The sequence below is a fragment of the Pseudoduganella buxea genome, from assembly GCF_009720835.1.
Taxonomy (GTDB): Bacteria; Pseudomonadota; Gammaproteobacteria; order Burkholderiales; family Burkholderiaceae_D; genus Rugamonas; species Rugamonas buxea.
Genome location: NZ_WNKZ01000116.1, coordinates 1 through 14361, shown reverse-complemented (window position 1 = coordinate 14361; position 14361 = coordinate 1). Strand labels below are relative to the sequence as shown.

Here is a 14361-nt window from a genome sequence, read left to right as displayed (position 1 = left end):
CCTGCGCCATCGCCCCAGGTCCGCCCCGCGCTGGCCGACGCGCTGGCCGAACTGCGGCGTGCGGCCGAGCGGCCGTACTACGACGCCCAGGCCGATGCGGTGGCGCGCGCGGCATATTACGGCGACCTGGCCTTGCCTGCCGATGCCGCCGCCGCCCATGGCGCCCTGCATGCGCTGCTGGAGAGCACGCACACGAGCCAGCCCCGCTACAGCCCGTCGCAGCACCTGTATCCCTGGGTCGACCTGCGCCACACGCGCGGCGGCGACGACGATATCGTCAGCATCTATTCCAGCCGGACCTTCAGCGCCCGCGCATTGATCGAAACGGATTTTGCCATCGACGAGCAGCGGCAGCGCATGCGCGCCGCCATCGTCCGGCCCAGCATTGGGGCGGCCGAGGCCCTGCCGGTGGACGACGACTTCCTCGAAGCGGCCTTGCCCTACAACTGCGAGCACGTGGTGCCGCAGTCATGGTTCGGCAAGCGCGAGCCGATGCGGGGCGACCTGCATCACCTGTTCGCCTGCGAAGTGGACTGCAACAGCTTCCGTGGCAATACGCCGTACTTCGATTTCGCCGATTTCAATGAAGTGATCCGCAGCGACTGCGGCAAGCGCGAACCGGGCAGGTTCGAGCCGGGCAGCGGCAAGGGCGCCGTGGCGCGCGCCACCTTGTACTTCCTGCTGCGCTATCCGGGCCTGATCGACCGGCGTGCCGGCGAATACACGGCGGACCGCATCGCCACCCTGGTGGCCTGGCACAAGGCGGACCCGGTGACGGAATACGAACACCACCGCAACGCCGCCATCTTCGAGAAGCAGGGCAACCGCAACCCGCTGATCGACTTTCCGGACTGGGCGGACCGGATCGACTTCACGCGCGGGCTGGGTGGCTGAACCGCCGGGCGCGCGCCTGCCGGCCTAAGCTCAAGGCGCTTTGCCCCGCTCGCAAGGAACTTGTTGGCTCGACCATTGTCATACCGTCAGTTGGCATCTACCAAGACGGAGGCGAGCGCGCGCCATGCCGGGCGCGGCGGGCCGACACGCGGTATGGCTGCCCCTGCTGGTCCAGGGCAAGTACACGGTCGAGATGCCGTCGCGCATGCGCGTGTTCGGTGGCGATTTCACGTTCGAGCGCGACCGGCCCGGCCAGCCGTGGCGCATGGCGGCGAACTTCGGCGCGGAGATCGAGCGGGCCAGCAAGCCCGGGGCAGGGCTGACGGACAGCCCGGTGACCTTGTCCGGAACGCAAGCAGGTGTTGTAAAATGAGCAATTCACTTGCCCGCACGCCCGATGAACGATACTTCTTCCGCCATGCACTTCGATGGCCTCCTCGCCGCCGGCATCATCACGCCGGCCCAGCACCTGACGGCCCTGACCCATGCCAGCGCCTATGAACTGTCGGGCAAGCCGGGCCTGGTCGACCATCTGGTCTGGCTGATCCGCCGCGACATCGTCGACGAAGACGAGCTGCTGGAAGCGGGCGAGCGGTCGGCAGAACGCTGCACGCCCGAAGACGCATCCCGCTACAACGAGGCGATCGATACGGCGTTGGAACTTTGCCTGAACGATGCGGAGAAAGCGGGCCTGGCCAAGCTGGCCGGGGCCGGGGTCATCACGCAGGATGAGTGCCGGCGCGCGCTGGCCGCCATCAAGCCCGATGAAATGGTATTGGCCGGCAAAGGCGGGCTGCTGTCGTGGATGCAGGAGCAGGGCGTGATCGATGCGAAGCGGCTGCGGGCGATCCGCAAGGCGGTCGCCGCCGATCCGAAGCGTGCCGCCGCGCTGGCGCAGGTCAACGCTACCATCAGCATTCTGATCATTACCGAGCCGTCCGCCGCCCGGCCGTGGCTGGGGCTGGGCGTGGTCGTGCTGCTCGCCGCCGGGATCGCCTGGCTGCTGCTGCGGCCCGCGGCCGTCCCCGAGTGCACCGAAGGCGGCACCCGGCGCAGCATCGAGCAGCTGTTCCTCGGCGCCAGCCTGGAGCACATCGACCGGATGAAGCCGGACCAGCCCATTCCAACGCCGAAGGTGGAAGGCTTGAGCGAAGTGGGCTACGCCAGTGCCGCGCGGGTGCGTGCCTGCAAGGCCACCGTGCACCTTGGCGGCAAGGAGACGCCATACACCTTCACCATCGCGCCAGCACCCGAGGGCAAGAAGGGTTTCGTCATGACGGGCGCCAACGCCGCCATCCTCGCGGCCCGCTTCGGCAATATCGACGGGGATGGCAACTTCGGCAACAAGGCCGAGCCGGTGGGCCGCGCCGAAGTGGAGCGCGCGTTCCGGGCGGGCGTCGATGCGGGCTTGTCGAACTACGGCGCCGCGCCGGCGACCCCGGGTTTCGACGTGAACAGTGCCGTGCGCCGCAAGTTCGGCTTGTCGTATGACGCGCCGGAACGCACGCGCGAAATCGCCGAAGTGGAACCGCTGGCGCCTTGCCGCGCCATCGACGGCGGCAAGGCCTACAGCTGCCGCCTGCTGGTGGAGCGCAACGATCCCGTCATGGCGGCGCTGGGCGGTGAATCGGGTACGCTGCTCGATGCCGAGTTCACCTTCGAACGGGAAGGCGCGGCCGGGCCGTGGCGCACGGCTGCGGCCTTCCAGACCGAACTTGCCTATGCGATCGCTGCGGCGCGCACGAAAGCCGTGCAGCAGTGACGGCACCACTGCGCGACGCCCACCTGGCCACGTTGCAGGCGGCCGGCGTCGTTTTTGCAGCGGATGCGGCACTGGCCCATCCAGCGTGGCAGGCGCTGGCGGACGACGCGGCACCTGGCGCGTGCCGGGCCTGGCTGGCTACGGCCTGCATCGATGACGCCGGGCTGCTGCGCACATCGCGCCACATCGACGCTTCCAGCAGGATCAAGGACCGCGCGAGGCTGCGCGCCGCCGTCGAGGAGGCCCTGTTCCTGTTGGCCAGCGGCCCGGAGCGCCCGGCGCAAGACGATCTGTATCCGGCCAGCGAAGGCTGGGGAACGCCCGGCAAGCCGGCACCGGTGGTGGGGGAGATCACGCAGCTCTTCCGCACAGGCTATCCCCGCTATCCCTCCAGCACGCGCCTGCGCGCCTGCCGGGCTCCGATCCACGTCGGCGGCACCGCCGTCAAGGATCACAAGGGCAGGGAGACCGTCTATGTCTTCACCATCGAACGCACTCGCTATGCGTGGAGCGGCTTCACGATGACCGACGACGAGAAACCCGCGCTGCCGCGCGTGTACGATCCGGCCCTCGATGACCCGGGGGCGCCGCTGGGCCATGACGCGCTGGAACGAAGCTTCCGGGCCGCATCGCGGCCATCGCCCCGGGCAGCCGGTTCGCGACCTTTATCGCGGCGCCCGAGCGCGCCACGCAGCGGGCCAGGGAGCGGGGCAGCGAGGCCACGGCGGCAGGGTTTGCGGTCCTGGAGGGCGTGCACGACGGCGTCGGCCGGATCGAAGCCGTCGGCCCCTGCACGGGGCGCTCCGCCCTCGGTCCATATCGCTGCTTGCGCTTCGAGCAATTCGCGCCGATGTCGATGGCCCTGCGCGGCACTGGCGCTGTCGCGGTCGAGGGCGAATTCACCTTTGTCCGTGGCGGCGGCCCCACGGGCTGGCGGGTGACGGACAAATTTGCCGACCCGGTGTACCCGGCCATGGCGCAATCGAACGCCAGCGCGCGGCAACGAAGGCGCGCTGGCGTGCGCCGTCGAGCCGGAAGGCACGCCCGTCTGTCGGAAACGGCCGTTTCCGAAGTGGAAAGACGCCAATACAACAGAATCCGGTCGTCGTACAACGATGCTTCACGGAATTTAAATTTCTCTTATAGAATATCGCTGCCGGCCACCTCGTCTCCGTTCGCCGGCGCATACGCGGCCCCACCCCCGCCGTTTTTCTGCCCGCATGTGGTGAGGAACGGTAATGGCTGGACAAAACAACTTTAATGACGAGACCCGGGTCCGGGCCTTGCGCGCGCTGCACCTGCTCGATACCCCGGCCGAGGAGCGCTTCGACCGCTTCACCCGGCTGGCGGCGGCCGCCTTCGACGTGCCCATCGCCCTGATCTCGCTGGTGGACGAGCGGCGCCAGTGGTTCAAGTCGCGCCACGGCCTGGACGCCTGCGAGACACCCCGGTCCATCGCCTTCTGCAGCCATGCGGTGGCGCTGGACAGCCAGCTGGTGGTGCCTGACGCCCGCCTCGACACCCGCTTCCAGGACAATCCCCTCGTGACCGGCGGGCCGTGCGTGCGCTTCTACGCGGGGCATCCGATCCACAGCGTCGACGGCCAGCCGATCGGCACACTGTGCGTCATCGACACGGCGCCCCGGGCCTTCGACGCCGGCGCCCAGCGCATGCTGCGCGACCTGGCGGCCATGGTGCACGACGAAATCAACCGGCATGTGCTGGTAGCCGCGCGCGACGGCGCCCAGGCGGCGCTGGCCGACCTGAACGCGCACCTCGAAGCGCGGGTGCTGGAGCGCACGCGCCAGCTGAACGAGAAGAACGAACTTCTGCTGCGCGAGATCCGGCACCGCGAGGCGGTGGAACTGAGCCTGCGGCACAACAAGCAGCGCGTGCGCAATATCATCGAGACGTCGATGGCGGCCTTTGTCGGCGTCGACGCCGACGGCCAGATCACGGAATGGAACCCGGCGGCGCAGAAGCTGTTCGGCTGGACCCAGGCCGAGGCGCTGGGCAACGACATGGAAGCGCTGATCATCCCGCCGCGCATGCGCAGCGCGCACGCCAGCGGCATGGCGCGCTTCCTTGCCACCGGCGAGGCGAAGATCTGCAACCAGCGTGTCGAACTGCCGGCCCTGACGCGCGACGGCGGCGAGCGCATCGTCGAGATGTCGATCAATTCCTTCGAGGTGGACGGCAAGGTTTTCCTGGCCGCCTTCATGCAGGACGTGTCGGAGCGGGTGGCGGCCCAGCATGCGCTGCGCGACAAGGAACGCCTGCTCGACGCCATCCTGGAGTCGGTCGACGTCGGCGTCATCGCCTGCGACGCGGCCGGCCGCATCACGCTGGTCAATCGCGCCGCGCGCAAGCTGCATGGTGCCCAGGCCTCGGCCGATGCCGAGCCGGCCGTGACGGCGGCGCAAACCGTGCTGCCCGAGGCGCGCACGCCGCTGCGGCGCGCGCTGGCCGGCGAGGTCGTGGCGAACATGTCGCTGCAGGTGCAGGTACCCGATGCGCGCTCGCGCATGGTGCTGGCCAGCGGCCGACCCATGAAGGGCAGTGCCGGGGAGCTGCTGGGTGCCGTGCTGGGCCTGAAGGATGTCACGGAGCTGGCCGAGTCGCGCACCCGCATCCTGGAAAACGAGGAACGACTGCGCACCATCGCCGACCACGTGCCCGCGATGATCGCCTATATCGGCACGGACCTGCGCTACCAGTTCGCCAACCAGCGTTATGCGGACTGGCTCGGCCTCGATCCGGCGGCGATGGTGGGCCGGACGGTGGAGCAGGCCCTGGGGCCCGCCTTCCTCGAAGAGCGGCACGCGTCGCTGGTGGCCTGCATGGCCGGCCGCACGTCCGAAGCCGAGAGCGAGGTGCGCCACGCCGGCCACGTCCGGCTGATCCGCTCGACCTATATTCCCCACGTGCGCGACGGCGAGGTGCGCGGCGGCTACGTGTTCTCCACCGACGCGACCGCGGCGCGCCAGCACGAGCGGCAGCTCCATGGGCTGGCCCATACCGATCACCTCACCGGCCTGCCGAACCGGCGCGCCTACGAGGAGCGCCTGGTGCAGGCCATCGACCGGGCCCACCGCAACGGCAGCCCGCTGGCGCTGGTGTACCTCGACGTGGACCACTTCAAGCAGATCAACGACACCTTGGGCCACGCCGCCGGCGACATCGTGCTGCGCGAGTTCGGCCAGCGGCTGGCCGCCACGGTGCGCGTGACGGACGCGGTGGCGCGCCTGGCCGGCGACGAGTTCGTGATCGTGCTGGAGCAGGTGCATTCGGCCCTCGAATGCGAGTCGATCGGGCGCAAGCTGCTCGATGCGATCCGTCCCATCTTCTTCGTCGATGGGCGCATCCTGCCCGTAACGACCAGCATCGGCATCGCCTGGAGCGCGCGCCCGGACAAGCGCGGGCTGGCCGAGGGTGCCGACCGGGCCCTGTACGGCGCCAAGGCGGCCGGGCGCGACACGGCCTGCGTGGAGACGGTCGGCGGGGACGAAACCCTGTCCGGCGAGGGCAAACAGGAGTAAGGTATCAGGCCTCGATGACGACGATCAGGAGGGGCCATGTTGCGTCGTATTCTTGTGTGCCTGGCCGTGCTGGCCGGCACCGTTCCCGCTCCGGCGGCCGTTGCGCAGGAAGACGAAGGGGCGCTGTGGCGCCGGCTGCAGGCCGGCGGCCATGTGCTGGTGATCCGCCATGCCGCCACCGACCCCGGGGTGGGCGATCCACCCGGCTTCACGCTGGCGGACTGCGCCTCGCAGCGCAACCTGTCCGCCGCCGGCCGCGCCGATGCCCAGGCGCTGGGCGCGGCCTTCAAGCGCCACCGGGTGCCCGTCGGACAGGTGCTGTCGAGCCGCTGGTGCCGCTGCATCGACACGGCGCGGCTGGCCTTCGGCCGGGTCGAGACGGCGCCGATGCTCGACTCCGGCATGGCCGACGATGATACGGCGCGCCAGCGCAAGCTGGCCAGCCTGCGCGCCGCCGTGGCGGCATACCGCGGCGGTGCCAACCTGGTGCTCGTGACGCACGACGTGAATATCCGCGCGCTGACGGGCGACCGGCTGGCCCAGGGCGAGATGGTGGTGGCAACGCCGAAGGGCGACGGCAGCCTGGCCGTCGTCGGCCGCCTGGGCGTGCCGCGCAGCGAGGACGCGGCCAGGTCGATGTAGCCGCTCCCGGGTCAGTTGCAGCAATGCTATGATTCCGGCCTCAGCAAGGGAGGGGCCGGATCGCGATGCATGAGTTCTACAACAGGGCGCTGGTGCGTGGCCTGGGCCTGCTGGCGGCCAGCCTCGCGCTGGCGTGGGCTTGTGTCGGGTGGAGCCAGCCGCGCCAGGCGCTGCTGCCCGCCGCCGGCCTGCCATGGCGCCTGGCGGCCAGTTCGGACGGAGAGGCGGGCAGCCGGACGGCGATCCGCGTGCGTCACGAAGCAAACGCAGTGCGGGCGGACTTTCGCATCGCCACGGACCCGAGGCCGAACCGTCATCCGTTCGCGGCGGCCGACCTGGTTTTCACGGGCGCGGACGGCAGGGACGTGCTGGCCGACCTGTCGCGCCACACGTCGCTGACCCTGCGGGTGCGCTGCAGCCCCGCCAATATCCTGACCCTGGGCCTGCCCACCTTCGATGCGGCCGTCTCCCGCCCCGGCGAACTGCTGACCTACCGCACCCCGGCCGCCTTCTTCGCCTGCAACGAGACGCCGTCGCGCGTGACCATCGACCTGACCCGGCTGGAAACCCCGCAATGGTGGTTCGACATGTTCAAGCTCGACCTGTCGCGCCAGGCCTATACCCTGGACCGGGTCGCCAAGCTATACGTCGGCACGACCTTCCAGAGCCCGCGCGATATCGCTTCGACGGTGGAGTTGGGCGACATCGTGCTGCATGGCCGCGATGAACGCTATCTATGGTTACTGGGTATTTTATTGACGGGCGGCTGGAGCATTTATGCCTTGTGGTTTTTCCGGGCCCACGCCGCCGCCCTGGTGCGCGATGTGCAGCAGAAGCTGCACAAGGACCGGCCCCTGCAGGCATACCAGCAACTTGCGCTGGAACCTCAAAGGGATCGGGAAAAGGCGGCCATCCTGCGCCATATCGCCACCCATTATGCCGACGCGGCCCTCGATATGGAAAAGGTGGTGCAGGCCACGGGCAGCAATCGCAACAAGGTCAACGATATATTGAAAGCCGAGCTGGGTTTCACATTCACGGCCTACGTGAATAAACTGCGCCTGACGGAAGCGGCGCGGCTGCTGGCCGAAAAAAGCACCGCCACCGTGGCGGAAATCGCCTATGCCGTCGGCTACGGCAATATCTCGTATTTCAACCGCCTGTTCAAGGAAGAATACGGCTGCACGCCGAAAGCCTTCCGCGAGGCCGCCGGGACCACCGTCCAGGCAGACTGATACTGGCGCCACGAAGGCTTGCACAAACCGCATGCTGCCAGGGTTTTCACGGGAATCGCTAGGTCGCGCCCCGCAGCGGATCTATCCTGCCCGACGGGGGCCGGCTGCCGCCGGCCATGTCGGTCATACTTCCTGGGAAAATCTGATGGTCCTGAAAAAAGCGGCGGCATTGGCCGCACTCCTTGTCTTGTCATTTGCCGCCGTGGCGTCCGAACGCAATATCGATGTGGATTTGCGGCGGGTAGCGGGCCCATTGGACCGTGGTTTCAATTTCGCCGTCGGCGCCGGCCGCGCCAATGAAGGGCTGCGGGCCGACTGGCAGGCCCAATTGGCCGAGATTCGCCGCGACGCCGGGTTTCGATATATCCGCATGCATGGTTTGTTAAGCGACGACATGGGTGTGTACCGGGTCGATGCGCAAGGCAATGAGCACTATAATTTCCAGTATATCGATGCGCTGGTCGATAATCTGCTGCAGATCGGTATCAGGCCTTTCGTCGAATTGGGTTTCATGCCCTCGGCCATGGCCAGCGGCGATAAAACTATCTTTTGGTGGCGCGGCAATGTCACGCCGCCGCGCGATTATGCGAAATGGGAAAGGCTGATCGAGGCGCTGGCCCGGCATTGGACGGCGCGTTATGGCCAGGCCGAAGTGGCGAGCTGGTATTTCGAAGTGTGGAACGAACCGAACCTGGACGGCTTCTGGGCCGGCACCCAGGCCGAGTATTTCAAGCTGTACGAGCATGCGGCCCGCGCCATCAAGCGTGTCAGCCCCCGCTACCAGGTGGGCGGCCCGGCCACGGCGGGCGCCGCGTGGATCCCCGAGATGATCGCCCACGCCACGGCCAACGGCGTACCGCTCGATTTCGTCAGCACCCACACTTATGGCGTCAACCAGGGCTTCCTGGACGAATACGGCACCACCGGCACGGTGCTCAGCACGGACGGTGGCGCCATCAGCGCCGACGTGCACAGGAACCGGCGCGAAATCGCCGCCTCCGCCAAACCGGGCCTGCCGCTGCATTACACGGAGTGGAGCAGCTCCTATACTCCGGCCGATCCCACCCACGACAGCTACCACCAGGCCGCGTACATCCTGCAGAAGCTGCGCCAGGTGGGCGGCGCGGCGCAGTCGATGTCGTACTGGGTGTTTACCGACATCTTCGAGGAGGCCGGCCCCCGCTTCGAAGCCTTCCACGGCGGCTTCGGCCTGATGAACACGCAGGGCATCAAGAAGCCGGCCTACTTTGCCTACCAGTTCCTGAACGCGCTTGCGCCGACGGAACTGGAGAATGGCGACAGCCAGTCCGTGGCGACGACGGACGGCAAGGGCAATGCCCGCGTGCTGCTGTGGGATTACAGCCATACCTTGCCGGCCGGTGTCAACAACCAGCAGTACTTCATCCGCGACCTGCCGCCTGCCGCCAAGGGCGACGCCAGGGTGCGGTTGCGGGGCCTGGCGCCGGGCGCCTACACGCTGACCCTGTCCCAGGTGGGCTATCGCCGCAACGATGCTTTCACGGCCTATATCGACATGGGCTCGCCCAGGCAGCTGACGCGCGCCCAGGTGACGTCCCTGAAGGCGATGGCGACGGGCGCGCCGTCCTTGCGGCGCACGGTGCGCGTGGGAGCGGACGGCGCTTTTGACTACCGGCTGCCGCTGCGGCAGAACGATGTCTTTCTGGTGCAGCTGGAGCGGCGCAGGTAGGCCCTGGCGGGCGTGGCGCCGTCTCTGCTACCATCGGCCCGTTCAGTCCAGCAATCTTTACTATGTGTGTCAACTACGTGACGGTCAAGCGCGGCTCGATGGCCCGCTTCGGCGCGCCGGAACCCCAGGGCGAATGGGAGCCGGAGGTGTGGCAGGACTATGCCGCCCCCATCGTCGTCGCCGACCGCCAGGGACGGCGCCACAGCCTGCTGGCCAGCTACGGCATGGTGCCCCAGCACCGGCTGCCGGCCGGTTCGGCGTTTTCGACGATGAATGCCCGCGCCGAGACGGTGGCCCAGTTGCGCAGCTACCGCGAGGCGTGGGCATCCGGCCAGCTTTGCCTGGTGCCGATGGCGCATTATTTCGAGCCGAACTACGAGAGCGGCCGCCATGTGCGCTGGGCCATCGGCATGGCCGACGAGGCGCCGTTTGCCGTGGCGGGCTTGTGGCGTGCGTGGGCCGGGCCGGACGGACGCAAGGTCTGCTCGTTTACCCAGCTGACGGTGAACGCCGACGAGCACCCCTTGCTGCGGCGCTTTCACCGGCCCGGCGACGAAAAACGTTCGCTCGTCATCGTCGCCCCGGACGATTACGCGCGCTGGCTGGCGTGCCGCGATCCTCTGCGGGCGCGGGCCATGCTGCGGCTCACCCCGGCGGCGCAGCTGCACGCCTTCGCCGCGCCGCCGGGCGGGCAGGACGACCCGCAGGCAGCGCTGTTCTGAGCGCCGTTGCCGCCGGCCGACGGTGACGACAAAGCATTACAACGGCGCCGCGCCCAGCCCCCATACTGGAAGCCGACCGTGTTGAAGGAGATAGCCATGCCAGCGAAAATCCTGTGGGTAGTCAATTACGACGATGTGCACGACTTCGCGGACCAGGCCGAGGCCGTGGGTGCCACCGGCGTTGCCGTGCGTACCGATAACGATCTGGGACGTGCCATCGACGTGTTCCACGACCGCGGCATGCAGGTCTTCGGCTGGCGCTGGCCGTCGGCCAAGCGCGATCCGGCCATGCGCGAGGCGGAAAAAGTGGCGTCTGCCTTCGTGGCGGGGCTCGATGGCTATTATGTCGATCCGGAAGGGGCGCCCGGGCGGCCATATGACTGGGACCAGCCGGGCCTGGAAGCGCTGGCGGACGACTTCTGCCGCCTGGTGGTCGACGCGGCGGCCGGGCGCGTGTTCGGCACGACGTCGCATTACCGCGCCGCCGCCGTCTTCGCTGACTTGCCGTGGCAGGTGTTCTTCAGCCATGCGGACGTGCTGCTGCCGCAGGCCTACTGGCGGGTCGAAGGAGGCGTCGTCGGGCATGGCATCCCCGAGGACAATTATCGCAAGTCGCTGGCGTTCTGGGCGGCGGCAGGCGCGGACCCGGCGCTGCTGGTGCCGATGGCGGGCGAGCTGGCGTTCGCGCGGCCCCGGGAAATCGCCGCGTATGCGGAAGTGGCCGTGGCCGAGGGCATCGACGAACTGCACTTCTATACTTATCTCGACAGCGTCACGGAGGCCGTGTGGACGGCCGTCCGCGACGCCTGACGTTCAGCCTACATCAAGCTGCATCAGCCGGCCTTACTTGCCTTGCCGCCCTGGTTCGACTGCTGGCCCGAGTTGGCGGCCGTCTGCAGGTTGCCCTGGTGCTGGCCTTGCTCGCCTTCGCCGGCCGATTGCAGGTTGCCGTGCGCGTGGGCGCTGCCGTTGCCGCGCCATGCGTCGTCCTGCACGAACGGGTCGCGGAAGTTGCGGATGGTTTCTTCCTGCTTGCGCAGGCTGCGGTCGGTCTGCTCGACGGCCGTGCGGGCCACTTCGTCGGCCAGGGCGCGGGCCGTGCGCGACGTTTCCTGCACGTGCTGCTCGGCCACCCGCGCCAGTTCGGCCTGGGCATTGGCGGCCACGCGCGACACGTGCTGCTGGTAGGCGCGCAGCTTCTCGGCGGCGGGCTGGGCGCGCGAACCGGCGACGTTGACGACGTCGTTGGCGCGGTCCGTCGTCAGCAGTTGCTGGCCGGCGATGGTGCTTTCTTCCAGCATCGTCTGGCTCAGCTGGATATTCAACTGGCACAGGTCCTGGAAGGAACGGGCCAGCGATTTCGACATGTCGTTGATGAAGGCGACCTGGGCATCCAGGTGGGTGCGGGCGGCGGGCGTTACGGAATGGGAGAACGGGAACATGGAAATCCTCGAAAGTGTTGAATCACATTGGTGGTGACCGCGCCCGCAGTGCGGGCAGTCCGGTCGAATGGCTTCACGTACTCTTTCTTTGCAGCTTACTTCGCTTGTTATTTCTCTTGTTGCTTTCTGCCTTCCTGCGGCGCGCAGTCGACTACGCGCAGAGCACAGGCTAGACCGGCTTTATGACAGCCGTTTGACATGCGAGGCGCGGATAAATAGTCAGTCATTGCGCCGTCATAAATCTCGTTTAAATTTGCTAACAAAAATTTATCCGGAGATTGATCGATGTCCAAAACGAATTCGCCCGCCTTGTCCCCCGTCGCCCATGCCGTGCTGGCCGCCATGCTGGTGCTGGCCGCGCCCGTGGCCGGCGCCGCCTCGTTCACCATCGCCACGCACGCCACGACGGCCCAGAACCTGGGACCGGGCGCGGGGCAGACCGGTACTGTCCAGGCCGGCAAGTCGCTGACGGTGGGCGGTGCCACGGTTGCCGTCACCGTATCCGGCAACGGCGCCACCCTCGACAACCAGGGCACGATCGCGCAGACGGGTACGGGCCGGGCCGTGCGCGCGACCGGCGGCGTCACGCAGTTCGTCATCAACAACGGCAGCAGCGGCAACGCGAATGCCGTGATCCGCGCGGCCGATGCCGATGTCATCCAGGTCAACGTGCCTGCTTCCTCCGTCACCTTGAACAACTGGGGTGCGCTGCTGTCGGAGAACGCTTCGGCCGGCGGCGCGCAAGCCGTCGATTTCTCGTCCGTCACGGGCGCGAATGTCGTCAACAACCACGCCGGCGGCCTGCTGTTCGCCAGCGAAGCCGATGCCGTGCGGCCCGGCGCGAACGGCGTTGTCGTCAATGCCGGCACGATCCGCTCGCGCACGGCCGGCGGCAGCAGCGACGGCATCGACGGCCAGGAAAACAGCGGCATCGTCGTCACCAACAGCGGCCTGGTCGAAGGCGGCCGCCATGGCATCACGGCCGGGCAAGCCAGTGCCGCCAGCGCCTTCACCTTGCACGTGACGAACGGGGCCGGCGGCGTGATCCGGGGCAGCAATGGCTCGGGCATCAATGTCGATGGCTTCAACGGCCGCCAGCTCGTGACCGTCGTCAATCACGGCACCATCCTGGGCAACGGCGTCGCCGGCGACGGCGACGGTGTCGACGTCGACGCGCTGGTCGATATCACGAACACGGGCGTCATCCGTTCCGCCAATGCCTTCAGCGCACCCGGCGCCGGCCCGGCCTACAGCGAAGGCATCACGGCGGGCGGCGGACGCATCGTCAACAGCGGCGTCATCGAAGGCCTGGTGGCGGCCGGCAACGTTAACGCCGTCGGGCGCGGCATCACCCTGGCCGGCAACGACATCGCCACCGGGCCGCTGGCGGGCACCCGCGAGGGCCTGTACGGCCACGCCGTCATCGTCAACACGGCGGGCGGCCTGATCCGGGGGCAGGGCGATTCGGCCATCGTGGCCGAAGGCGCCGCCAGCGGCTACACGGTGACCATCGACAACCGTGCCGGCGCATCCCTGGTCGGCGGCGGCAGCAGCGCCACCATCCGCACGGGCGCGGACGCCAGCGCCGTCACCAACGCCGGCCTGATCGACGGTGCCGCCAGCGGCAAGGCCATCGCCTTCGGCGCCGCCGACGACCGCCTGACGATCGCCGGCGGCGCCGCCTTCGTGCTGGGCAGCGTAGACGGTGGCGCGGGCCGCGACACCTTGCTGGTCGATGCGGGCAGCGGCAATGCCTTCGGCTATGCCGGGGCCATCGTCAATTTCGAGCGCGTGGAAATTCGCAGCGGCACCGTCACGTTGACGGGGCAAAGCACGTACGGGGGCGACACGGTGCTGACGGGGGGCGAGCTGGTGCTGGTCGGCGCCCAGCGTATCGACGCCGCCAGCGAACTCGTGCTGGCAGGCGGCGCGCTGGACCTGTCGGCTGCGGACGGCCAGACGTTTGCCGCGCTCAGCCTGGTGGACAGTTCCACCATCTTGCTGGGTAACGGGCGGCTGACCTTCAACGGCCTGCAATCCTTCGAGAGCGGCGAGACGCTGGCCCTGACGGGCGGGCTGCACGGTTTCCGCCTGCTGGGCGACTACACGGGCGATGCCGCCTTCGCGCAACTGCTGCGCGCGACCACCATCGACAGCCTGGCCGTCACGTACCGTTTCGACGGCACCTACACGAACGTGTCGGCCGTGCCGGAACCGGGCGCCTGGGCGATGCTGCTCGCTGGCCTGGCGGTGGCGGGATGGCTGGGCGGGCGCCGCCGGGCGACACGATGAGCGCCGCCTTGCTGCGGCCCGCAAGCACGCACGAGCGCAGCAACGACGCGCTGGCGCGCATCGTCGATATCGGTATTGCGATGATGCCGACGCACGGCGCCGTGCGCGCCGCGCGCTTCATGATG

12 protein-coding genes are annotated in these 14361 nt (G+C 68.3%); 11 read left to right on the top strand and 1 reads right to left on the bottom strand.

The window, feature by feature from the left end; genetic code table 11:
* The 10 genes from GM672_RS24815 to GM672_RS24770 all read left to right on the top strand — a co-directional run.
* Positions 1-894: endonuclease I family protein (locus tag GM672_RS24815; RefSeq protein ID WP_211517419.1), on the top strand; the 894-nt coding region annotated here is incomplete at its 5' end.
* A gap of 124 nt (positions 895-1018) precedes the next feature.
* Positions 1019-1267, top strand: coding sequence for a hypothetical protein (locus GM672_RS24810; RefSeq protein WP_155473205.1), 249 nt, complete (start codon positions 1019-1021; stop codon positions 1265-1267).
* Positions 1268-1291: 24 nt separating this feature from the next.
* Entirely contained in the window at positions 1292-2656 is a 1365-nt protein-coding gene (locus GM672_RS24805) for a hypothetical protein (protein ID WP_155473204.1), read from the top strand.
* Positions 2653-3597, top strand: coding sequence for a hypothetical protein (locus tag GM672_RS24800; RefSeq protein ID WP_155473203.1), 945 nt, complete (start codon positions 2653-2655; stop codon positions 3595-3597). Before GM672_RS24805 ends, GM672_RS24800 begins: the two co-directional genes overlap by 4 nt.
* 297 nt (positions 3598-3894) lie before the next feature.
* On the top strand, positions 3895-6195 hold the full coding sequence (locus GM672_RS24795) for a sensor domain-containing diguanylate cyclase (RefSeq protein ID WP_155473202.1): 2301 nt from the start codon (positions 3895-3897) through the stop codon (positions 6193-6195).
* Between the two features lie 36 nt (positions 6196-6231).
* A complete protein-coding gene (locus GM672_RS24790) occupies positions 6232-6837 on the top strand; it encodes a histidine phosphatase family protein (protein ID WP_188916056.1) in 606 nt (201 codons plus the stop codon).
* 65 nt (positions 6838-6902) lie between these two features.
* Positions 6903-8072, top strand: a complete 1170-nt coding sequence (locus GM672_RS24785; RefSeq protein ID WP_155473201.1) for a helix-turn-helix domain-containing protein — start codon at positions 6903-6905, stop codon at positions 8070-8072.
* A gap of 145 nt (positions 8073-8217) precedes the next feature.
* Positions 8218-9780 (top strand): GH39 family glycosyl hydrolase, encoded by a 1563-nt coding sequence (locus GM672_RS24780; RefSeq protein ID WP_155473200.1) that lies wholly within the window; start codon positions 8218-8220, stop codon positions 9778-9780.
* Between the two features lie 62 nt (positions 9781-9842).
* Entirely contained in the window at positions 9843-10502 is a 660-nt protein-coding gene (locus tag GM672_RS24775; protein WP_155473199.1) for an SOS response-associated peptidase, read from the top strand.
* Positions 10503-10598: 96 nt separating this feature from the next.
* Positions 10599-11312, top strand: a complete 714-nt coding sequence (locus GM672_RS24770) for a hypothetical protein (RefSeq protein WP_155473198.1) — start codon at positions 10599-10601, stop codon at positions 11310-11312.
* A gap of 23 nt (positions 11313-11335) precedes the next feature.
* Here GM672_RS24770 and GM672_RS24765 read toward each other — a convergent pair whose 3' ends face one another.
* The gene (locus GM672_RS24765; protein WP_155473197.1) at positions 11336-11944 is read right to left on the bottom strand and encodes a phasin family protein; all 609 of its coding nucleotides are present in this window, start codon (positions 11942-11944) and stop codon (positions 11336-11338) included.
* A 285-nt stretch (positions 11945-12229) separates the two neighbouring features.
* On the opposite strand from GM672_RS24765, the gene GM672_RS24760 reads away from it, so the two are divergent.
* Positions 12230-14236 (top strand): beta strand repeat-containing protein, encoded by a 2007-nt coding sequence (locus GM672_RS24760; protein WP_155473196.1) that lies wholly within the window; start codon positions 12230-12232, stop codon positions 14234-14236.
* Positions 14237-14361 lie beyond the last annotated feature (125 nt).